Origin of the sequence: Herbaspirillum autotrophicum (assembly GCF_001189915.1) — a bacterium.
In the GTDB taxonomy this organism is placed as follows: Bacteria; Pseudomonadota; Gammaproteobacteria; order Burkholderiales; family Burkholderiaceae_D; genus Herbaspirillum; species Herbaspirillum autotrophicum.
Window position 1 is genome coordinate 50867 of the sequence record NZ_LFLS01000034.1, and the last position, 21984, is coordinate 72850.

17 protein-coding genes are annotated in these 21984 nt (G+C 58.3%); 13 read left to right on the forward strand and 4 right to left on the reverse strand.

Annotation, left to right across the window (positions count from 1 at the left end):
• Positions 1 to 29: 29 nt before the first annotated feature.
• From AKL27_RS21745 to AKL27_RS21760, 3 genes are all read left to right on the forward strand, one after another.
• The gene (locus tag AKL27_RS21745) at positions 30 to 4214 is read left to right on the forward strand and encodes an Hpt domain-containing protein (RefSeq protein ID WP_050464963.1); all 4185 of its coding nucleotides are present in this window, start codon (positions 30 to 32) and stop codon (positions 4212 to 4214) included.
• Between the two features lie 109 nt (positions 4215 to 4323).
• Entirely contained in the window at positions 4324 to 5094 is a 771-nt protein-coding gene (locus AKL27_RS21750; protein ID WP_269749263.1) for a ZIP family metal transporter, read from the forward strand.
• 231 nt (positions 5095 to 5325) lie between these two features.
• Complete coding sequence (locus AKL27_RS21760; RefSeq protein WP_050464965.1) at positions 5326 to 6234, forward strand: LysR family transcriptional regulator; 909 nt, start codon at positions 5326 to 5328, stop codon at positions 6232 to 6234.
• Here the strand turns inward: AKL27_RS21760 and AKL27_RS21765 are convergent.
• From AKL27_RS21765 to AKL27_RS21775, 3 genes are all read right to left on the reverse strand, one after another.
• On the reverse strand, positions 6208 to 7065 hold the full coding sequence (locus AKL27_RS21765) for a sulfurtransferase (protein WP_050464966.1): 858 nt from the start codon (positions 7063 to 7065) through the stop codon (positions 6208 to 6210). The two genes, AKL27_RS21760 and AKL27_RS21765, sit on opposite strands and share 27 nt — an antisense overlap.
• A 9-nt stretch (positions 7066 to 7074) precedes the next feature.
• Positions 7075 to 7989 carry a DMT family transporter gene (locus AKL27_RS21770; RefSeq protein ID WP_050464967.1) on the reverse strand — a complete coding sequence of 305 codons (915 nt, stop codon included), beginning with the start codon at positions 7987 to 7989 and terminating at the stop codon, positions 7075 to 7077.
• Between the two features lie 156 nt (positions 7990 to 8145).
• Positions 8146 to 9246, reverse strand: a complete 1101-nt coding sequence (locus tag AKL27_RS21775) for an aromatic ring-hydroxylating oxygenase subunit alpha (protein WP_050464969.1) — start codon at positions 9244 to 9246, stop codon at positions 8146 to 8148.
• 222 nt (positions 9247 to 9468) lie between these two features.
• Between AKL27_RS21775 and AKL27_RS21780 the strand changes: the two genes are divergently transcribed.
• The 3 genes from AKL27_RS21780 (at position 9469) to dxs (ending at position 12602) form a co-directional block, all read left to right on the forward strand.
• Complete coding sequence (locus AKL27_RS21780; protein ID WP_050464970.1) at positions 9469 to 9735, forward strand: exodeoxyribonuclease VII small subunit; 267 nt, start codon at positions 9469 to 9471, stop codon at positions 9733 to 9735.
• On the forward strand, positions 9732 to 10643 hold the full coding sequence (locus AKL27_RS21785) for a polyprenyl synthetase family protein (protein WP_050464971.1): 912 nt from the start codon (positions 9732 to 9734) through the stop codon (positions 10641 to 10643). The genes AKL27_RS21780 and AKL27_RS21785 overlap by 4 nt, the downstream gene beginning before the upstream one ends.
• 102 nt (positions 10644 to 10745) lie before the next feature.
• Positions 10746 to 12602: a 1-deoxy-D-xylulose-5-phosphate synthase gene (dxs, locus tag AKL27_RS21790; protein WP_050464972.1), complete on the forward strand. Its 1857-nt coding sequence runs from the start codon at positions 10746 to 10748 to the stop codon at positions 12600 to 12602.
• Positions 12603 to 12647: 45 nt separating this feature from the next.
• On the opposite strand, the gene AKL27_RS21795 is transcribed toward dxs, so the two are convergent.
• Positions 12648 to 13202, reverse strand: coding sequence for a cob(I)yrinic acid a,c-diamide adenosyltransferase (locus tag AKL27_RS21795; RefSeq protein ID WP_050464973.1), 555 nt, complete (start codon positions 13200 to 13202; stop codon positions 12648 to 12650).
• 215 nt (positions 13203 to 13417) lie between these two features.
• Between AKL27_RS21795 and AKL27_RS21800 the strand changes: the two genes are divergently transcribed.
• From AKL27_RS21800 to AKL27_RS21830, 7 genes are all read left to right on the forward strand, one after another.
• On the forward strand, positions 13418 to 14827 hold the full coding sequence (locus tag AKL27_RS21800; RefSeq protein WP_050464974.1) for an FAD-binding oxidoreductase: 1410 nt from the start codon (positions 13418 to 13420) through the stop codon (positions 14825 to 14827).
• Positions 14828 to 14857: 30 nt separating this feature from the next.
• Positions 14858 to 15748 (forward strand): LysR substrate-binding domain-containing protein, encoded by an 891-nt coding sequence (locus AKL27_RS21805; protein WP_050464975.1) that lies wholly within the window; start codon positions 14858 to 14860, stop codon positions 15746 to 15748.
• Between the two features lie 289 nt (positions 15749 to 16037).
• Entirely contained in the window at positions 16038 to 17525 is a 1488-nt protein-coding gene (locus tag AKL27_RS21810) for an FAD-linked oxidase C-terminal domain-containing protein (RefSeq protein WP_050464976.1), read from the forward strand.
• 15 nt (positions 17526 to 17540) lie between these two features.
• Positions 17541 to 18608: a glycolate oxidase subunit GlcE gene (glcE, locus tag AKL27_RS21815; protein ID WP_050464985.1), complete on the forward strand. Its 1068-nt coding sequence runs from the start codon at positions 17541 to 17543 to the stop codon at positions 18606 to 18608.
• A 24-nt stretch (positions 18609 to 18632) separates the two neighbouring features.
• Positions 18633 to 19871 carry a glycolate oxidase subunit GlcF gene (gene glcF / locus AKL27_RS21820; RefSeq protein WP_050464977.1) on the forward strand — a complete coding sequence of 413 codons (1239 nt, stop codon included), beginning with the start codon at positions 18633 to 18635 and terminating at the stop codon, positions 19869 to 19871.
• Positions 19872 to 19949: 78 nt separating this feature from the next.
• Entirely contained in the window at positions 19950 to 20885 is a 936-nt protein-coding gene (locus tag AKL27_RS21825) for a DMT family transporter (protein ID WP_050464986.1), read from the forward strand.
• A gap of 2 nt (positions 20886 to 20887) precedes the next feature.
• A complete protein-coding gene (locus tag AKL27_RS21830; RefSeq protein WP_050464978.1) occupies positions 20888 to 21862 on the forward strand; it encodes a quinone oxidoreductase family protein in 975 nt (324 codons plus the stop codon).
• Positions 21863 to 21984: the final 122 nt, after the last annotated feature.

Sequence of the window (21984 nt, forward strand, 5' to 3'; positions counted from 1 at the left end):
CGTCATCCCACAGACCAGCGAGCGAAATGATGAGTGCCGATTCCGCCATCACCGTTCCTCTTGTTGACGCCCCGGCGCTGGCACGGCTGGCGCTACTGGCACCGGCGCTGCAAGAAAGCCTGGGCAGCGTGGTCGATGCAATGTCGGGCGGCGGCACGATAACGTCGCCGGTGTTGTCGCAAATGGCTGGCGCCTTGCGACTGATCGGTGCCAACCGGCTGGCCGGATTGGCGGACGAAATGGGCCGGGCCGTGGATTTTGCCGTGGCCGCAGGCGATGCCGCAAGCGAGCATGTTCACATCCGTATCTGCCGGCTGTGCGCTGCCTTGTCGGCTTATCTCGATGAGGTTGCCGCTGGCGGCAATCCCGATACCGCGCCCCTGTTTTCCGTTGCTGCCGGCTTGTGCAACAAAAATGTGAGTGAACCGCCGGATCCGCCGAGTCAATTGCCGCGGCAGGCGCATCCCCATTTGCTCGCTGCCGTTCAGCCGATGGCGCAAGGCGCGCGTGCCGCGCAGCCGAACCATGACACCGCTGCCGCAGTGACGGCGCTCAACGAGTTGCAGCTTGATTTGATGCAGATTGAACATCTGCTGGAACTCAGTTTTTCCGATGCCGGCAGTCATGCCAATCTGGCGGATGTCGCCGGCTTGCTGATACGCGATATGGAATTGCTGGCGGCAGCGGGCTATCACGATATCCGCAATCTGGTCGCTGCTGCGCACGGCAGCATATTGCAGTTGATGGCAGCCGGCAGCGAGACACGCGGCGCCCCGCAGGTGCCGCAGATCGTATTCATGCTCGCGGTGCTGAGTCTGATGGTGGATTGGCTGTTGCATACGCCGGATGGCCGCACGACGCCATTTGTCTTTGACGCAGGTGTTGCGCTGCCGCGCTTGTCGCTGCGACAGGCGGAGGTATCTGTCATGCCGCCACCTGCAATGTTCCGGGATGCGCCGCTGTTGCCAGCGGCCGCAGATACCGCCGTCGTGATGCAAGATCCGCCGGAAGAAATCGATACCGAATTGCTGGAAATCTTTCTGCAAGAGGCGGACGAGTTGTTGAGCAAGATCCGGCAAGCGCTGGCGGCGTTGAATGCGGCACCTGATGAGGAGATGCACTTCGTCGTGTTGCGACGCGCGTTTCATACACTCAAAGGCAGCGGACGCATGGTGGGACTCGAGCGTTTTGCCAGGCTCGCGATGGTGCTTGAAAACGCACTTGGCAATTGGGATGCGGGCGTCAGGAACAGCCATGTTGCGCTGTTGCAGCGGGCTGGTACGGAACTGCAGGATTGGGTCACGGATTTGCATCGGCATGGCCATTCCGAACGCAATGGCCGTGACTTGCTGACGGCCATCGAGAACATATCGGAATGGCCGCAGCGCGTAGCTCCGGTGGTGTCGCACAGCGTATCCATCGCTGCTGCTACTGGCACCAGATCAGCACCGCTGTCCGAGGACGTTGGCACGCTGGGCATTTCCGCTGAACTGCACCGCATTTATTTGCAGGAGACCACCCAGTTGCTGGCCGGTTTGCTGCGCGAACTCGAGGCGTGCCGCGATGATCCTGCGCTGTATAGGATATCGGCCAAGACCTTGCGCGCCGTGCATTCGGTCAAAAGCAGTGCGGCGACGGTGGGCTTCGGTGCGCTGCAAGCCATGGCCGAGGCGGTCGAGGCTTTGCTGCAAGGTATTGACCGGTTGTCGCTGGTACCGAATCAGGCGCAATGTGAAACCTTGTCGCAGGCGTTGCAGACCGCGCAAAGCATGTTGTTGCAATTTTCGGTCGGCGTCATGCCGGAACAGAATCAGATCATCTTGCGGGCACTGACCGCCATGTGCGGCGAGTTGCCGCAGCATGCCGCTCCCGAACGCGGCCCCGGTGCCGCCGACGTCGATGACTGTATTGATCAGGAACTGTTGCCGATCTTTCTCGAAGAGGGACGCGACTTGCTGCCGCAAATCGGCGAGGGTTTGTACCAGTTGCAGAAAGATCCGGAGCAGGTGGCATTATTGCAGCGCCTGCTGCGACCCTTGCATACCGTCAAGGGCAGCGCACGCATGGCGGGTGCGATGCGGCTGGGTCAGCACATGCACGATATGGAAAGCAACATCGAGGCGATGGTCAACGGCGGATGCCTGACTCTGGCGCAAGTACAGCACTTGCTGACGGATTATGATCAGGGCTTGCAGTTGTTTGAAGCGCTGCAACATCCGGAAATTGCCGATGGTGTCGACGCCGTCGGCGATGCGCCCGACAGTGCTGCCAGCGAAGCTTCCGGAGTGTCGCCGAATGACGGTGATGCCGGTAACGCGGCAGTGACGGTGCCTTTGGTACGGATTCGCGCCAACATTCTTGATCGCTTGCTGAATCAGGCGGGTGAATTATCCATTTCACGTTCACGGCTGGAAACCGAAGTCGAGTTTTTGCGCGAATCGGCGACCGAGCTGGCAGCCAATGTCAGTCGTCTCGGGGCGCAGTTGCGCAAGATTGAAATTCAGGCGGAAATCCAGATTTCTGCGTCTGACAAAACGCTTGGCGAGGGCCGGGATTTTGATCCGCTGGAGTTTGACCGCTTTACCCATTTGCAGGAATTGACGCGCATGATGGCCGAGAGCGTCAGCGATGTGTCCTCACTGCAAAAAACCTTGCTGGGTGCGGTCAACAATACGCAAACCAATCTGGTCGAACAAGCCCGGCTGACCCGCGATCTGCAACAGGAACTGATGCACGCCCGCATGGTGCAGTTTCACAGCGTCGAAGAGCGTTTGCAGCGGTTGGTGCGGCAACTGTCAAAGGAAACCGGTAAAGAATTCAAGCTTGATATCACCGGCAGTGCGGTTGAAATTGATCGCAGCATTCTGGAAAAAATGATTGCGCCGTTCGAACATTTATTGCGCAATGCTGCCGTGCACGGGATCGAGTCGCTGGAACAACGGCTGGCGGCGCGCAAGACGGTCTGCGGGCATTTGCAACTGGATGTGAAGCAAGAGGGCAATGAAGTGACCATCCGCATGGCGGACGATGGTCAGGGGTTGAACCTGGCGCATATCCGCGACAAGGCCGATAGTCTGGGCTTGCTGGCCGCCGATGCGGAAATTTCCGATATCGGCTTGATGGACCTGATCTTTCAGCCGGGATTCTCCACCAGTCATGACCTGACGGCACTGGCCGGACGCGGTGTCGGCATGGACGTGGTGCGCTCCGAAGTGACTTCGCTGGGCGGTCGCATTGCAGTGGACTCCGTCACCGGTCAGGGCGCGCAGTTCATCATGCATTTGCCGCTGACACTGGCGGTGACGCAGGTCGTCTTGCTGACGGCCGGTCGCAAGACTTACGCCATTCCCTCGGTATTGGTAGAGCAGGTCATGCAACTCAAGGCGCATGAGCAAGAGCAGGTTTTTCGCGACGGCGCAGTTAACTGGCAGGGCAAGAAAATCGCCTTGCACTATATGTCGGCGCTGCTCGGTGATACCAACAGTACGCCGCTGCAGCAATCGTATGCGCCCGTCATTTTCGTCAAGAACGGTAACGAACTGGCGGCCATTCTGGTAGACCGGATTGTCGGCAACCGTGAAGTGGTGACCAAAAATATCGGGCCACAACTGACGTACATGATCGGAGTCGTGGGCGCCACGGTACTGGGTACCGGCGAGATCGTGCTGATCCTGAATCCGATTCGCCTGACGCAGCGCAAGGAATATAAACGGCTGTTGCAGCAACCGGCGGCAATCGCGGCGCCGGTGCTGTTGCGCAAGAAAGTCATCATGGTGGTGGACGACTCGCAGACCGTCCGCAGAGTCATGCAACGCTTGCTGACGCGGGAATCCTACGAAGTGGTACTGGCCACCGATGGCATGGATGCCTTGCGGCAGTTACGCGAAACCACGCCGGATCTGATTTTGCTGGATATCGAAATGCCGCGCATGGATGGTTTTGATTTCACGCGGCATATCCGCGACATCGATAGCAATGTCCGCATTCCGATCATCATGATTACTTCCCGTACCGCGGCCAAACACCGCGAACGCGCGATGGAACTGGGCGTCAATGCCTATCTCGGCAAACCTTATCAGGAAGACATGTTGCTGGGGTTGATCAGGGATTTTCTCGGGGAGAGCGACGAGGCGCGCAATTTTTCCGTCAATCAGGTCATCTTCGATCACGAATCGTTACCCGGCTCCCATGACGATGCAAACAGCGCAGGCTGATGCGCAAGAGCAAAATATGGTCTAATCTCTCGTTTTATTTTCCAGTCACACGTGCATCCGTCCGGATTTGACACGGTGATACCGACAGGGGCCCAAAATCAGCTCAAGTTTGCTTTCGATCCTGCTGGCCACGACCATTGCCGGCGTTTTCAGCATTACTGCCGCCGCGATTTTTTCGTTTGCCCTGCTGTCCAAGATGGTCGAACGACTGGTCAGTCTGTCGGTCGGCATCATGCTGTCGACCTCGTTATTGCACGCATTGCCCGAAGCCTTTGAGTCGAAGGCCGAACCGCATCAGCTGTTTGCCACGCTGCTCGGTGGCTTGCTGGCATTTTTTCTGCTGGAAAAATTCTCCATTCTGCGCCATTCGCATCACCATGAAGACGATGGTCACGGCCATCATCACGGTCACGATAAACGCGAAGCGGGCAAGGCCGGCTGGATGATCCTGGTCGGCGATGGCTTGCATAATTTCACCGATGGCATTTTGATTGCCGCAGCTTTCCTGGCCGATCCGCATCTGGGACTGGTAACCGGGCTGGCGATCATCGCTCATGAAATTCCTCAGGAAATCGGCGATTTCATCGTCTTGCTCAATGCCGGCTTTTCCCGTACCCGCGCTTATGTGTACAACCTGATTTGCAGCCTGATGGCGGTGCTGGGCGGCATCCTCGGTTATTTCACGCTGGAGCGCGGCATGGAATGGATACCGTTTGTGCTGGTATTTGCCTCATCCGGTTTCATCTATATCGCAGTCAGCGATCTGATGCCACAAATGCAACGGCGCGCCACCTTGCGTGAAACCATTCCGCAAATCCTGTTGATCGGACTGGGTGTGGTGATCGTGCTGGTACTGACGCGTCACGCGCATGTGCATTAGCGCTGGCGGCGGTGTTGCCGATGGTCGGTTTTGGATGGCAGGCACAGCAGTTTGACGGCGACGCTGATCACGATTCCCAGCAAGCCCAGCAGAATGAGCAATGATTCCAGCACGGTAGTATCCCTTTCCCCGATAGCGCCCGAACGGTTCGGCACCAGAACACTGTAGCGTTGTCGGAACGGCGCGGCCAATATCAAATAGCTGCAGTACCTATCTCGAAACGGCATAACCATGATTTCCCTCCGACAGTTGAAATACTTTGTTGAAATCGTCGCGGCCGGCAGTTATACCCGGGCTTCGGAGCGCCTGTACATCGCGCAGTCGGCACTGAGCCGCCAGATCAAGGAACTGGAAAGTGATATGGATGTGGTGTTGCTGCGACGTGACGCCAAGCAGATCGAACTGACGCAGGCCGGCCTGGCATTTCATGACAAGGCCAGAAAAATTCTCGACGATGTCGAGCAGGCCATTTCGCAGGCGCGTTATATCGGCAAGGGTGAACGCGGCGAGATCCGGCTGCTGCATTCCAGTTCGGTGCCATTATCGCCACCGCTGGGTCCCGGTCTGAATGACGTATTGCAAATGTTTCCCGGCATCACGCTGGATATTTCGCAGGCGTCATCGGAATTGCAGGCACTCGAAATCGAAGAGGGCCGTGCCGATCTCGGGCTGGCGCGTTTGCCGATTTTGAGAAAGCATCCGCATTTGCTGACGTTGCCGCTGTACGAAGAAAAATTGGTGGTGGCGGTAGCGCTGCAGCACCGTCTGGCGCAACGCCAGAAAATCGCGATTGCGGAATTGCAGGATGAGTTGTTCGTATCAATGCCACATCGCGATCGCGGCGGTTTGAGTTATCTGGTGGCGGAGCGTTGCATCGCCCATGGATTTTTTCCGAAAGTTGCGCGCGCCACATCGCGCAAGGCATCGCTGCTGAGCCTGGTCAATGCCAATTTCGGGATTGCCATCGTGCCTGACAGCATGCGCGCCATTGCCGTATCGGGCGTGGCATTCATCGACTTGACGGAAGCCGACTTCCGCTCTGAAGTAGTGCTGATGTACCGTCGCGATGCACCGACGATGGTGTCGGAATTCGTCGATGCATTCGTCAAACGGTTAAGCGCCGGTAGCCACCGGGCGTGACGGATCGGAACTCCATTCGCTCCAGGAACCCGGATACAGACGCGCGCCCGTGAGGCCGGCCACTTCCAGCGCCAGCAGATTGTGGCAAGCGGTAACCCCGGAGCCGCATTGCATCACTGCGGTACGCGGATCGCTGATCAGCGCGCTCCATTCGCTGCGCAATTGGGTAGCGTTCTTGAAGTTGCCGTTCTGATCCAGATTGTCTTTGAAGAAACGATTTTTGGCGCCGGGGATATGGCCGCCGGTTGCGTCCAGTGTTTCATTCTCGCCGCGAAAACGATCGGCAGCGCGGGCATCGATTACCGTCAGCGTGGCCGTATTCAGATTCTCCAGCAAGTTCCCGGCGTTCACCGTGCCGACCAGCGCCGTACTTTCGGTGAGGGTGCCGGGAGTCGCCGGTGCGGTAACGGCGTCGGTCAGTGTGCCGCCTGCGGCCTGCCATGCGGCAATGCCGCCGTCGAGTACCGCCACTTCGGCATGGCCGAGCCAGCGCAACAACCACCACAGACGTGCGGCAAACATGCCGCCGTGGGCATCGTAAGCGATGACTTGCGTGTGATCATTGATGCCCAGTTCGCGCAATGCGGCAATCAGCGCCGGGCGTTGCGGCAGCGGATGACGGCCGAGAAATTTGCCGCCGGCATCGGTTTTGGCGCCCGATAAAATCAGGTCCAGATGGGCGAAGCGTGCCTGCGGAATATGTCCTGCGAGATAGGCGTTGCGGCCGGCCTCGGGATCGGTCAGGTCATGCCGGCAATCCACCAGCAGCCAGTTGGCATCACCAGCGTGCGTGCGCAGATCGGTGGCGGAAATCAAAGTGGTGTACGTCATCGGTTCTCCTTAAACTTCAGCCGCGATCGGATCGACCGCCGGCAGATTTTTGGCAGCTTGCTGCGAACGATGATTATAAAACGTTGAGATCATGCCGCTCAGAAGAATGATGGCAATGCCGGTCCAGCCGATCCAGCCCGGGGCATCATTCCAGATCAGAATGCCCCACAGGCTGGCGAACACGATCCCCGTGTATTGCAGATTGGCAGTTACGAGAGTATTGCCAAGACGGTAAGCGCGCGTCATTGCCATCTGCGCCAGTGTGGCCGAGACGCCGATAGTCACGATCAGCATCACGCCCCTGGCGCTGTGCACATGCAGGAATGGCACGGTGCCGGTGGCAACGCTGCCGATAAGCCCGGCGATCACGCCGGTCACGGAAAAATAAAATACCACGCGATATTCCGGTTCGCCCAGCAAGCCCAGTTTGCGCACCTGCAGATAGACGATGGCTGACAGCACACCGGAGAACAGCGAAATCAGGGCGCCGATCGTCTGGCCGTCATTGATCGATGGGCGCATCAGCAACGCTACGCCGACGAAACTGAGTACCACGGTGCCGGCCAGTCCCCACTCAAACCGCTTGGTTCCTTGCCACCAGCCGATGCCAAACAGGATTACCGCGATCCAGATCGACGACATGTAATTGAGGGTGGTGGCGGTTGCTACCGGTAACAGGCTGAAAGAATAAAACCACAGCCACAGCGAAATCACGCCGATTGCACCGCGAATGAAATGGTCTTTCGGATAAGGGGTTTTGAGCGAGCCGCCCTTGATCTTGATCAGGCCGTAGATGAAGATGACGCCGATGATGCCGCGACAGAGGACGATTTCAGCAGTGCTGTAATGATCGGCCGCGAGTTTGACGCACATGCCCATGATGGAAAAGGCGAACGAAGCGAACAGCATCCAGAGGGATTGCATGGCAGGAAATGGAAAGTAAATGAAGTCGGCGTTGCAGTCGACAAACGCTGCATTGCCGCAGAATATTCGTTATAACGGAAAGATGGTATCGCAATATCGCTTGCGATGTGCAGGAGGGAAAAATACGACCGGCGCGGGGCCGGTCGCGGTGTTTTTTTAAACGGCGATCTGCGTGCGATACCACTCATGGAAATGTTGCATGCCATCTTCCATCGGAGACTGATACGGGCCGACTTCGCTGACGCCGCGGTCCATCAGAATGCGACGACCGGCATCCATGCGCAGCGCGATTTCATCATCCTCGATGCAGGTTTCCATATAGGCCGCGCGTTCGGCTTCGACGAATTCCCGTTCGAACAATGCAATCTCTTCCGGGTAGTAAAACTCGACCACGTTGGTGGTCTTTTGCGGACCGTTCGGCCACAGCGTCGAGACTACCAGCACATGCGGGTACCACTCGACCATGATGTTCGGATAAAGCGTGAGCCAGATGGCGCCGTATGGCGGCGGTTCGCCGTTGCGGAACTTGAGTACCTGTTCCTGCCACTTCTGATAGGCGAGCGACCCCGACTTGGTCAGGCCATGATTGACGCCGACGGTCTGCACACTGTAATTCTTGCCGAACTCCCAGCGCAGATCATCGCAACTGACAAAACTGCCAAGGCCCGGATGAAACGGTTCGACGTGGTAATCCTCAAGATAGACTTCAATGAAGGTTTTCCAGTTGTAGTCGCATTCATGAACTTCAACGTGATCGAACAGATAGCCGGAAAAATCGAGGTCCTTGGCCACGCCGAGCTGCTTCAGTTGTTCCGAGACATTGGCGCCGTTTTGCTCGAACAGCAAGCCGTTCCAGTTTTGCAGCGTGGTCTTGGACAAATTGAGGCAGGGGTTTTCACCGAAATGCGGTGCCCCGATCAGTTCACCCTTGAGGTCGTAGGTCCAGCGATGCAAAGGGCATACGATATTGCGGGCGTGACCGCGCCCGTCAAGCATTTTTGCTTGACGATGGCGACAGACGTTGGAAAGCAATTCGATGCCGTGCGCATTGCGCACCAGCATGCGGCCTTCGTTTTCCCAGGGCAGCGTCGCATAATCGCCGACCTCTGGCACCATCAGTTCATGGCCGGTATATCGCGGGCCCTGTTGAAACAACTGGTGAATTTCGCGCTTGAAAAGCGCTTCGTCAAAATAGACGTCGACTGGAAGTTGCGCGTTTGAGCGCGCCAGTCTGGCAAACGTAGCAAGATCGGACATCTCCGCCCCCAAATTAATTCGCACCAACCTAAGAGAGAAAGAATCCGCAAAAACCTGAGTTCAAATAATATGAAGAGGAAATTTTGGACAGAACTGCGGATTATGCCATAAAACCTTGTTCGAATGCTTCCAAAAAGCCTGAATTCACGCTTGGATTCGGGTTTGGAAGCCATTTGCGGCGGTTTGCTCTAAAATAACGGGCTAAATTCAAAATCAGCCGATATGCCAAAAAATTCCGTGAAAGTAGAAGACGTTGCTGCCACTGCGCCGGCGTCGTTCGAACAAGCGATGCAAGAACTGGAACAGCTTGTCATCAAGATGGAAGCCGGCGAGTTGCCGCTGGAAGCTTCGGTCGCTGCTTACAAGCGCGGTTCCGAACTGGTCAGATTCTGTGCCGTGCAGCTCGACAAGGTCGACAGCCAGGTCAAGGTGCTGGAGGGCGATCTGCTCAAGCCCTTCATCGCCGATGCGGCGGAGGGCGGGCAATGAGTGCGCGCCTCGGAGCCGGCCTGACTTTTCTTGACTGGATGCAACAGACGCAAGCCAGCACCGAAAGTGCGCTGGATGCGATGTTGCCGCAAGTCACTGAAGTGCCGTCAGTGCTGCATGAAGCGATGCGTTACACGGCGCTGGATGGCGGCAAGCGTATCCGGCCATTGCTGGTGTTTGCTGCCGGCGACCTGTTCAATGCCCCGGCCTTGCTGTTGCAGCGGGCTGCGGCCGCAGTTGAAATGATTCACGTCTATTCGCTGGTGCATGACGACATGCCTTGCATGGATGACGATGCCTTGCGACGCGGCAAGCCGACGGTACATGTCAAATACGATGAGGCTACGGCCTTGTTGGTGGGCGATGCCTTGCAGGCGCAAGCCTTCACGGTCCTGGCCGACACCGCCGGCGTGGAAGATCCGGCGCGGCAACTGAAAATGGTGCAACTGCTGGCGCAGGCATCCGGCTCGACCGGCATGTGCGGCGGCCAGGCCATCGATCTCGCCAGTGTCGGCATGACCTTGTCGCTGGCCGAACTGGAGCAGATGCATCGTCTCAAGACCGGTGCTCTGCTGCGTGCTGCCACACTGCTGGGTGCCTACAGCGGCAAGCTGTTGACGGCAACCGAGGCAGCGGCGCTGGAAAGTTATGCGGCGGCAATCGGTCTCGCATTCCAGGTGGTCGACGATATCCTCGATGCGACTGCCGACTCGGCCACCTTGGGCAAAACCGCCGGCAAGGATGCCGCCGACAACAAGCCGACCTATGTCTCGATTCTCGGTTTGAACGAGTCGCAGGCACTGGCAGAAAAACTGCGCGGCGACGCTCATGCGGCGCTGGCGCAGTTTGGCGACAATGCACGCCGTCTGCGTGAGCTGGCCGATCTGATCGTGCAGCGCAAGGCATGACAAATGTACGGAAAATCGCTGTGATGCCGCGCCGATGTTGCGGTCCTTGCTGTGCTTTCCGGTGTTTTTCCGTATATCAATTTAACGGTGACAAGACCCAGTATGCTTAATACGATAAACAGCCCTGCCGATCTGCGGCAACTCTCGCGCCTGCAACTCAAGCCGCTGGCAGCCGAGTTGCGCGCCTTCGTGCTCGATTCGGTATCCAAGACCGGGGGCCATCTTTCTTCCAATCTGGGTACGGTCGAACTGACGATTGCCCTGCATTACGTGTTCAATACGCCGGAAGATCGTATCGTCTGGGACGTCGGCCATCAGACGTATCCGCACAAGATTCTGACCGGCCGTCGCGACCAGATGGGCACGCTGCGTCAGCTCAATGGCATTTCCGGTTTCCCGCGTCGCGCCGAAAGCGAATACGACACCTTCGGCACCGCGCACTCATCGACCTCGATCTCGGCGGCGCTGGGCATGGCGCTGGCGGCCAAGACCAAGGGTGAAAACCGGCACGCCATCGCGGTCATCGGCGACGGTGCCATGACTGCCGGCATGGCGTTCGAAGCGCTCAACAACGCCGGCATTTGCGAAGACGTCAATCTGCTGGTGATCCTCAACGATAACGACATGTCGATCTCGCCGCCGGTGGGTGCCCTGAATCGTTATCTGGCGCGGCTGATGTCGGGGCAGTTCTATGCCAAGGCCAAGAATGTCGGCAAGTCGATGTTGCCGGCGCCGGTGCTGGAACTGGCCAAGCGTTTTGAAGAACACGCCAAGGGCATGATCGTGCCGGCCACCATGTTCGAAGAGTTCGGCTTCAATTACATCGGTCCTATCGATGGCCACGATCTCGATTCGCTGATTCCGACGCTGCAAAATCTGAAAAACCTCAAGGGGCCGCAGTTCCTGCACGTGGTGACCAAGAAAGGTCAGGGCTACAAACTGGCCGAAGCCGATCCGGTGCTGTATCACGGTCCCGGCAAATTCAATCCGGCCGAAGGCATCAAACCGGCTGCCGGCAAGCTGACCTATACTCAGGTATTCGGCGACTGGCTGTGCGACATGGCAGCGCAAGACAAGACGCTGGTCGGCGTCACGCCCGCCATGCGCGAAGGTTCCGGCATGGTGCAGTTCGAACAGAAATTTCCTGAGCGTTACTACGATGTCGGTATTGCCGAACAGCATGCGGTGACCTTTGCCGGTGGTCTGGCTTGCGAAGGCCTGAAGCCGGTGGTGGCGATTTATTCGACCTTCCTGCAACGCGGCTACGATCAATTGATCCACGATGTCGCCCTGCAAAACCTGGACGTCACGTTCGCACTCGACCGTGCCGGTCTGGTCGGCGCCGACGGCGCCACACATGCCGGCAATTACGACATGGCTTTCCTGCGCTGTATTCCCAACATGGTGGTCATGGCGGCTTCGGATGAAAACGAATGCCGCCAGATGCTGACTACCGCCTTTGAATACAAGGGGCCGGCGGCGGTGCGTTATCCGCGCGGTGCCGGCACCGGTGTTGCGGTCGATAAAGCATTGACGACGATTCCCGTGGGCAAGGGTGAAGTGCGCCGCGAAGGCAAGGGCATCGCGATTCTGGCGTTCGGCACCATGGTGGCACCGGCGCTGGCAGCAGGTGAAAAACTGAATGCGACGGTCGCCAACATGCGCTTCATCAAGCCGCTCGATATCGAACTGGTCAAGCAACTGGCCGCCAGCCATGACGCCTTGGTGACGGTGGAAGAGGGTTGCATCATGGGCGGCGCCGGTTCAGCCGTCTCTGAAGCGCTGGCAGCGGCAGGCATCGTCAAGCCGATTCTGCATCTGGGTTTGCCGGACCGCTTTATCGACCACGGCGATGCCGGGCAATTGCTAGCATCGTGCGGACTGGATGCCGCCGGTATTGCCGCTTCTGTGGTGCAACGCTTTGGCGATGGTCAGCCGCGCCTGGTCGTCAACAACTGACGCTCATCACGCCGGCATAATGCAATAAAGCGGCAGCCCGACCCATCAGTCGCGCTGCCGTTCTTTCTCCCACAGGACGTCGCTGCCGCCGGCAAACCGGTTGAGCACGCGCGACAGCACAAAACACAAATCGGACAAGCGATTCAGATATTGCTGCGGTTGCGGATTCACGGCTTCGGTGCGCGCCAGGCTGACCACCGAACGTTCGGCCCGGCGGCAGACAGTGCGGCAGATATGCGCCAGCGCTGCGGCGCGTGAACCGCCCGGCAAGATGAACTCCTTCAGCGGCGGCAGCGTCGCATTGTATTTCTCCAGCAATTGATCGAGGCGCGCGATCTGGGCCGAAGTGATCATGGTGTAGCCGGGAATGCACAATTCACCGCCAAGATCGAACAAGTCATGCTGGATCGACAGCAACTCTTCCCTGAGCGCGGGCGGCAAGTCTTCACACAGCAGCACACCGACCTGCGAGTTGAGTTCATCGACATCGCCCAGCGCCTGAATGCGCACGCTGTCCTTGCCGGTGCGGCTGCCGTCGCCGAGGCCGGTACTGCCGTCATCACCGGTACGTGTTGCAATCTTTGAAAGTCGATGTCCCATTGAAGTTTTCCTGCGTTTGAATGAAGTCAGGCCCGAGAATACGGGAAGAATCCGGGAAAAAACCGGGGCTGCCGACAAATATAAAATATGTCTGCGGCAAGGGAGTAAAATTCAGGGCAGTTTTTACGAAATAGTGATGTGCAGCAGATGGCGCGCCCGAGGTGTTGTGCGCTGTGGTTTCCTCTGCTGCACCAAGTTCAAATGAGAGACAAACAATGAACCATATCGTTGATGCCCAGAAATTGCGAAAACCGATTCCTGCCGAATTGCTGAGCGCCTTGCGCGAGCTGGTTGGCGAACGTCTTTCCACGACCCAGGCGATGCGCGAACATCACGGTCGCGACGAATCGTCTTACGATCCGATGTTGCCCGATGCCGTGGTGTTTGCCCACAGCACCGAAGAAGTGGCTGCCATCGTCAAGCTGTGCGTGGCCCATCGCGTGCCGCTGATTCCCTACGGCACCGGTACTTCGCTCGAAGGCCATGTGCTGGCATTGCAAGGCGGTATCACGGTTGACCTGTCGCAGATGAGCAAGGTGCTGGCAGTCAATCCGGAAGACCTGACGGCGACCGTACAGGCCGGCGTCACGCGCAAGCAGTTGAATCAGGAAATCAAGGATACCGGTCTGTTCTTCCCGATCGACCCGGGTGCCGATGCCTCCATCGGCGGCATGGCATCGACCCGCGCGTCCGGCACCAACGCCGTGCGTTACGGCACCATGCGCGAAAACACACTGGCGCTGACCGTGGTGACGGCCGAAGGCCGCATCATCAAGACCGGAACCCGCGCCAAGAAATCTTCGGCCGGTTACGACCTGACCCGCGTGTATGTCGGCAGCGAAGGTACGCTGGGCGTTGTCACCGAAGTGACCGTCCGCATCTATCCGCAACCGGAAGCGATTTCGGCCGCGGTCTGTTCGTTCCCGAGCGTCGGCGACGCGGTGACTACCGTGATCCAGGCGATTCAGGTGGGCGTGCCGCTGGCGCGCGTCGAGTTTCTCGATGCCAATGGCGTCAAGGCCATCAACGCCCATGACAAGCTCAATTTGCCGGAAAAACCGCTGTTGCTGTTTGAATTCCACGGTAGCGAAAATGGCGTCAAGGAGCAGGCCGAACTAGTGCAGGAACTGGCCAACGACAACAACGCGCTCGGCTTCGAATGGGCCACCAAACCGGAAGAGCGTTCGCGTCTGTGGGCCGCACGTCACAACGCCTATTTCGCCTTGTTGCAGTTGCGTCCCGGCTCACGGGCGATTGCCACCGATTGCTGCGTGCCGATCTCGCGTCTGGCCGAATGCATTCTCGATACCAAGGCCGACTGCGAAGCCAACAACATCATCTATTCCATCATCGGCCATGTCGGTGACGGCAATTTCCACGTGCAGATGATGATTGACCCCAACGACCCGGCCGATATCGCCCGCGCCGAAGGCGTCAATGAACGCATGGTGACGCGCGCCATCGCCATGGATGGTACCTGTACCGGTGAACATGGCGTCGGTTTGCACAAGATGGATTTTCTGATTCAGGAACATGGCGACGGCGCCATCGATGTGATGCGCGCCATCAAGCATGCGCTGGATCCGAACAACATCATGAATCCCGGCAAAGTGGTGCGCTGGTAACCCTTTAACGTCAGACTTTGCAGGCAATACATGGCAACACGGCTTCCTCCCGTTCACGCGCTTTCGGCATTCGAGGCGGCGGCCCGGCATAACTCTTTCGCAGTTGCTGCCGAAGAATTGTGCATCACACCTTCGGCCTTGTCGCACCGGATTCGCCTGCTGGAAGAGTTCGTCGGCGAGCGCCTGTTTTTCCGTGACGGCCGCTCCATCGGCTTGTCGGAATTCGGGCGCCGTTATCTGGACGTAGTGCGCAGTGCGCTGCGCACCCTGACCGATTTCCCGATGCCGCACCGCAACGCGACCGTGCAGCCCAAGGTCAAGATCATGTTGCCGCCGACCTTTGCCCGTCATTTGCTGGTGCCGCGCATTTCCGGATTTACCCAGCGTTTCCCCGATATCACGGTGGAAATGTACTTGTCGGTGCCGCTGTACGACCTGAGTCTGTCGGAAAGCGATGTCGAAATCCGTTTCGGCGCCGGTAATTATCCCAATATCGTCACCGAAAAGCTGTTCGAAGAACCGGCCTTTGCGGTCGCCAGCCCGGCCTACCTGAAGACCATTGCGCCGCTCAAGACTCCCAGCGACCTGCAACACGCCAATCTGCTGCGCTCGGCGCTGGAGCCGTGGCAACCCTGGTTCGAAGCGGCCGGACTCAAGGACTGGCCGGAACCGTCGGTCGGTTTGCGCGTCGATGACCTCGGTTTGTTGCTGGAATCGGTGCGCCATGGCTATGGTGTCGGCCTGACGCGCCAGCATTTCGCGGAAGATTTGCTGGCCAAGGGCGATATCGTCGAATTGTTCGATGTTCGCCTGCGCACCCCGCCGCACGCCTATTACATGGTCTATGAGAGGCAAATCCGGGAGCGGCCGGAAGTCGATGTCTTCATCGATTGGCTGCAAAACGCCTTCAAAAATATCTGACTGAAATAAATTCAATCGGAACAGGAATTCTTTTCAGTGCCTGAAACCAGCGGTTTGCGCTGTGCCGGCTGGAAATTCGTTACACTTCAGGCATTGAGACAGCGTTGCCTTTTCGTGTGATCGGACTGACCTGCAGCGCAGGCGGCAGATAAACACCAGCAGACAGACCAGCGCGCGCAGACCGCGATCTGACCGACACCGGTAGCCGGCAGCCAATATCCGGTTGCCGGATTTGTTCGCGCCGCACGAAAGCCGCCATCCTCCAGCCCAAAGCCAATCGAGGTCCAGCATGAATGCGCTAGCAGCACCCTTGTTCACTCCGGCCAGACAAAGCGAAGTCGTCGCGGCGCTTAAGCGCGTCGTCCCGGCGCACTGCGTCCTGTTCAACGAAGAAGATACCCGTCCTTACGAATGCGATGGTCTGGCGGCGTACCGCCAACTGCCGATGGTGGTGGTGTTGCCGGAAAACGAAACCCAGATCGTTGCCATCATGCAAGCCTGCCACGCATTGCAGGTGCAGATCGTGCCGCGCGGCGCTGGTACCGGTTTGTCCGGCGGCGCCATGCCGATTGCCGACGGTGTCGTGGTATCGACCGCCAAATTCAACAAGATCGTCAACCTCGACAAATATTCGCGTACCGCGGTGGTCCAGCCGGGCGTGCGCAATCTGGCGATTTCCGAAGCCGCCGCCGCGCATGGCTTGTATTACGCGCCAGATCCGTCGTCGCAGATTGCCTGTTCGATCGGCGGCAATGTCGCGGAAAATTCGGGTGGCGTGCACTGCCTCAAGTACGGGTTGACGGTGCATAACGTGTTGCGTGTGCGCATGGTGACCATCGAAGGCGATGTGGTGGAACTCGGCAACGGCGCCCTCGATGCGCCGGGCCTCGACTTGCTGGCCGTGTTCATCGGTTCCGAAGGCATGCTCGGCATCGTCACCGAAGTGACCGTCAAGCTGGTGCCCAAGCCGCAACAGGCGCGTGTCATCATGGCCTCGTTCGATGACGTGGTCAAAGGCGGCAATGCCGTGGCCAACGTAATTGCTGCCGGCATCATTCCGGCCGGACTGGAAATGATGGACAAGACCAGTTCGCGCATGGTCGAGCCATTCGTCAAGGCCGGTTACGACGTCGATGCCGAAGCGATTCTGTTATGCGAATCGGATGGCACCGCCGAAGAAGTGGAAGAAGAAATTGCGCGCATGAGCGAAGTGCTCAACGCCAGCGGCGCCACCGCGATTGCGGTGTCGCAATCGGAAGCCGAGCGCCTGCGTTTCTGGTCGGGCCGCAAGAATGCATTCCCCGCAGCCGGCCGCATTTCTCCCGATTATTACTGCATGGACGGCACCATTCCGCGCAAGCGCCTGGCGGAAGTGCTGCTCGGGATTGCCGACATGGAAATCAAGTACGGCTTGCGGTGCGCCAACGTATTCCACGCCGGTGACGGCAATCTGCATCCGCTGATTTTGTTCGATGCCAATCTGGCCGATGAATTTCACCGTGCCGAATTGTTTGGCGCCGAAATTCTGGAGTTGTGCGTCGCCGTCGGCGGCACCATCACCGGTGAACACGGCGTCGGCATCGAAAAGATCAATTCGATGTGCGTACAGTTCGCACCGGAAGAACGGGAAGCCTTCTTCAAGGTCAAGCGCGCGTTCGACGTCGCTTTCCTGTTGAATCCCGACAAGGCGATTCCGACCCTGCACCGCTGCGCCGAATATGGCCGCATGCACGTGCAACGCGGACAAATCAAGTTCCCCGAATTACCGAGATTCTGATTGACGACCGATTCCATGAGCGACCAACAGTTACCGTTTTTCCAGGACCGCATCGCGGCCGCCAACGCCAGTGGCACACCGTTGCAGATTCGCGGTGCCGGCACCAAGGATTGGTACGGCCAGGATCTGCAAGGCGAAGTGATCGATACGCGCGCCTATAGCGGCATCATCGAATATGAACCGACCGAACTGGTGATTACCGCGCGTTGCGGCACCTCACTGACCGAGATCGATGCGGCACTGGCGCAGCACAATCAAAGTCTGGCATTTGAGCCGCCGCGTTTTGGCGGCGCCGCCACCGTCGGCGGCATGATTGCCAGCGGCCTGTCCGGACCGGGACGCCAGAGCAGCGGCTCGGTGCGTGATTTCATGCTGGGCGCAGTGCTGATGGATGCGCAGGGACAAGTCTTGCACTTTGGCGGCCAGGTCATGAAAAACGTCGCCGGCTATGACGTCTCACGTTTGCTGACCGGTTCGCTCGGCACGCTCGGACTGATCTTGCAAGTCTCGCTCAAAGTGTTGCCGCGACCATTCGCCAGCAGCACCCGGGTCTTTGAAGTCGATCAGGAAAATGCCATCCGCTTGCTCAATGAATGGGGCGGGCAACCGTTGCCGGTATCGGCCAGTTGCTGGACCAACAATGTGCTGACGGTACGCTTGTCGGGGGCCCAGGCAGCGGTCGATGCCGCCGACAAGAAACTGGGTGGCACGGCCTTGAGCAATGGCGAGGATTTCTGGCGCGACTTGCGTGAGCAGGAACATGCCTTCTTTGCCGATCATGATGCGCCGTTGTGGCGCTTGTCGGTACCGTCGGTGACGGCGGCTTTGCCGTTGGATGGCAATGCCTTGATCGAATGGGGCGGGGCGCAACGCTGGTATCGCGGCGCAGCCGAAGACGCAGAACAGTTGCGGGCGCTGGCTGCCAGGTGCGGCGGTCACGCCACGCTGTATCGCGGCGGCGACAAGAGCGTTGGCGTGTTTCAGCCGCTGGCGCCGGCCGTCGACAAAATTCACCGTCGCCTCAAAGCATCGTTCGATCCGTCCGGGATTTTCAATCGCGGTCGCATGTATTCCGCCTTTTAAGCTGCCTTCCACTCATTCATCATTATGCAAACCAATCTGGCCGATTTCATCCGCGACACGCATGAGGGCAAGGAAGCCGAAGCCATCTTGCGCAGTTGCGTGCATTGCGGTTTTTGTACCGCCACTTGCCCGACCTATCAGTTGCTGGGCGACGAACTGGACGGACCGCGCGGCCGTATCTATCTGATCAAGCAAGTGCTGGAAGGCAAGGCCGCGACCGCCAAGACGCAGTCCCATCTGGATCGCTGCCTGACTTGCCGCAATTGCGAATCGACTTGCCCGTCCGGCGTGCAGTACGGACGCCTGGTCGATATCGGCCGCAAGATCGTTGAAGATCAGGTGCCGCGCCCGCTGGCGCAACGCGTGGCACGCACCACGCTCAAGACCTTGTTGCCCAACAAGTGGTTGTTCAACCCGGCCATGAAAGCCGGGCAGGCATTGCGTCCGCTGTTGCCGCAAGCCTTGAAGAACAAGGTGCCGCCAAAGCAGAACGCCGGCATCTGGCCGAGCCGTACTCATACCCGCAAGATGTTGTTGCTGGACGGTTGCGTGCAACCGGCGATGTCGCCCAATATCAACAGCGCTACGGCACGCGTGCTGGATGCGCTTGAGGTCGAGCTGATCGTGCCGCCCAAGGCCGGTTGTTGCGGTGCGATTCGTTATCACTTGAATGATCATGATGGCGGCTTGAATGACATGCGTCGCAACATCGATGCCTGGTGGCCGTATGTCGATGGCAGCGCCGGCAGCAAAGTCGAAGCCATCGTCATGAACGCATCCGGTTGCGGCGCCACCGTCAAGGAATACGGTCATCTGTTGATGCACGATCCCTTGTATGCCGAAAAGGCGCGTGAAATCTCGGCGCTGACGCGCGATATCAGCGAAATCCTGCCGGCCTTCGAAGCCGAATTGCAGACCCGCCTCAAGGGCAAGATCAACAAACGCGTGGCGTATCACCCGCCGTGCACCTTGCAACATGGCCAGAAAATCCGCGGCCAGGTCGAAGGCATTTTGCGACACGCCGGCGTGGATGTGCAATTGTGCGCCGACAGCCATTTGTGCTGCGGCTCGGCCGGCACCTATTCAGTATTGCAGCCGGATTTGTCGTATCAGTTGCGTGATAACAAGCTGCGCAATTTGCAGGCTACCGCGCCGCAAGAAATCGTTTCCGGCAATATCGGTTGCCTGACCCATCTGCAATCGGGCACGCAAACACCGGTGCGGCACTGGATCGAATTGCTGGACGAAGCTTTGCGGCATTGATATCGCACCGGGCAGGTCGCAGCATGGCAGATGCGGCCTGCTCCGGTGTTGATGGGCGTTAAGGTTTACAATCACGCCATGTCCAGCACCCTCACTTCTTCCTCTCCCGCGCGCCAAGCCTTTTTGGGCGGTCTGCTGATCGCCGTCATCGGCGCCATTCTGTTTTCCGCCAAGGCGATTGTCGCCAAACTGATGTATCGCTATCACGTCGATGCCGTCATGGTGCTCACTTTGCGCATGATTTTCGCGTTCCCGATGTTTGCCGCAGTGGCAATCTGGAAGGCCCGTACCGAACCGGCGCTGAGCCGCAGCGATTATCTGCGGATTGCCTTGCTCGGCCTGATCGGTTATTACCTGTCGAGCTTTCTGGACTTTCTCGGTTTGCAATACATCTCGGCCGGACTGGAACGCCTGATCCTGTTTTTGACGCCGTCATTTGTGTTGCTGATTTCTTTCTTTTTTTACAAGCGCAAGGTTGGCTGGATCGAATGGAGCGCGCTGCTGGTATCGTATCTGGGTACCGCGCTGGTGCTGGCGCATGATATCAAGACCGGCGGCAGCAATGTGCCGCTGGGCAGCTTGCTGGTATTGGGCGCGGCCATGACTTACGCGCTGTATCTGATTTTCTCGGGCGAGCTGGTGCGGCGTGTCGGTGCGATCCGGCTGGTGGCCTATGCGATGTGCATGTCCACCGTGGCCTGCCTGATTCAATTTTTCGTATTGCGCGAGCCGGCGGCGCTGGTGCAACCGTTTGAGGTGTATCAGCTGTCGCTGATCAATGCAGTATTTTGTACGGTGCTGCCAGTGTTTCTGACCATGATCGCGGTGGCGCGCATTGGTGCACCGACGGCGGCGCAGGCAGGTCTGGTCGGCCCGGTATCGACCTTGTTCATGGGCGCAGTCCTGCTGGATGAACCGATTACCGCGATCCAATTGGTTGGCACCGCGCTGGTGCTGTCCGGTATTTATTTGTTGTCACGCAAGAAAAATCTTTCTTTGAATCCCAGGAGATAACCATGGCAAAAGCAATCAGAATGTTCAAGACCGGTGGCCCGGAAGTAATGGAATATGTCGACGTTGAAGTCGGCGACCCGGGCCCGGGTGAAGTACGGATCCGGCACGCCGCCTGCGGCTTGAATTTCATCGATGTGTATTTCCGCACCGGCCTGTATCCGCAGCCGTTGCCAGGTGGTCTGGGACAAGAGGCCGCAGGCACGATTGAAGCGGTCGGCGCCGGCGTCACCGATTTCAAGGAAGGTGATCGCGTAGCCTATGCCGGTCGTCCCAATGGCGCGTATTCAGAAGCACGCGTGATGCCGGCCGATATTCTGGTCAAGCTGCCGGATTCGATCAGTTTCGACACGGCAGCCGGCATGATGCTGCAAGGCATGACGGTGCAATATCTGTTGCGCCAGACTTACCCGCTCAAGGGCGGCGAAACCATTCTGTTCCACGCCGCTGCCGGCGGGATCGGTCTGATTGCCAGCCAATGGGCGCGGGCCTTGGGCGTGACCATGATCGGCACAGTCAGCTCGGATGAAAAAGCCGCACTGGCCAAGGCCAACGGCTGCACCTATGTGATCAATTACAAAACCGAGAATTTTGTCGAACGGGTCAAGGAAATTACCGCTGGCAAAGGCGTGCCGGTGGTGTACGATTCGATCGGCAAGGATACCTTTACCGGTTCCCTCGACTGTCTGTCGCCACGCGGCCTGATGGTCAGTTTCGGTAATGCCTCCGGGCCGGTCAGCCCGTTCGGCCTGAATGAACTGGTCTCGCGCGGCTCGCTGTACCTGACACGGCCATCGCTCGGTAATTACGTGGCGACCCGTGAACAGCTGGACGCTACTGCCGGTGATCTGTTTTCGATGGTCGAAAGCGGCAAGGTCAGCATCGAAATCAATCAGCGCTATGCGCTCAAGGATGTCGGCCAGGCCCATATCGATCTGGAATCGCGCAAGACCACCGGTTCGACAATTTTGACTCCCTGAGGAAGTATGAGCGACTTGGAAAAAAACAATCCGATGCAGCACCCCGAAGAGCAACCGGTTGGCGTCGATGGCTCACCCAAGTTCGGGCGTTTGCTGATCGTGCTGATACTGGCGGTATTGGT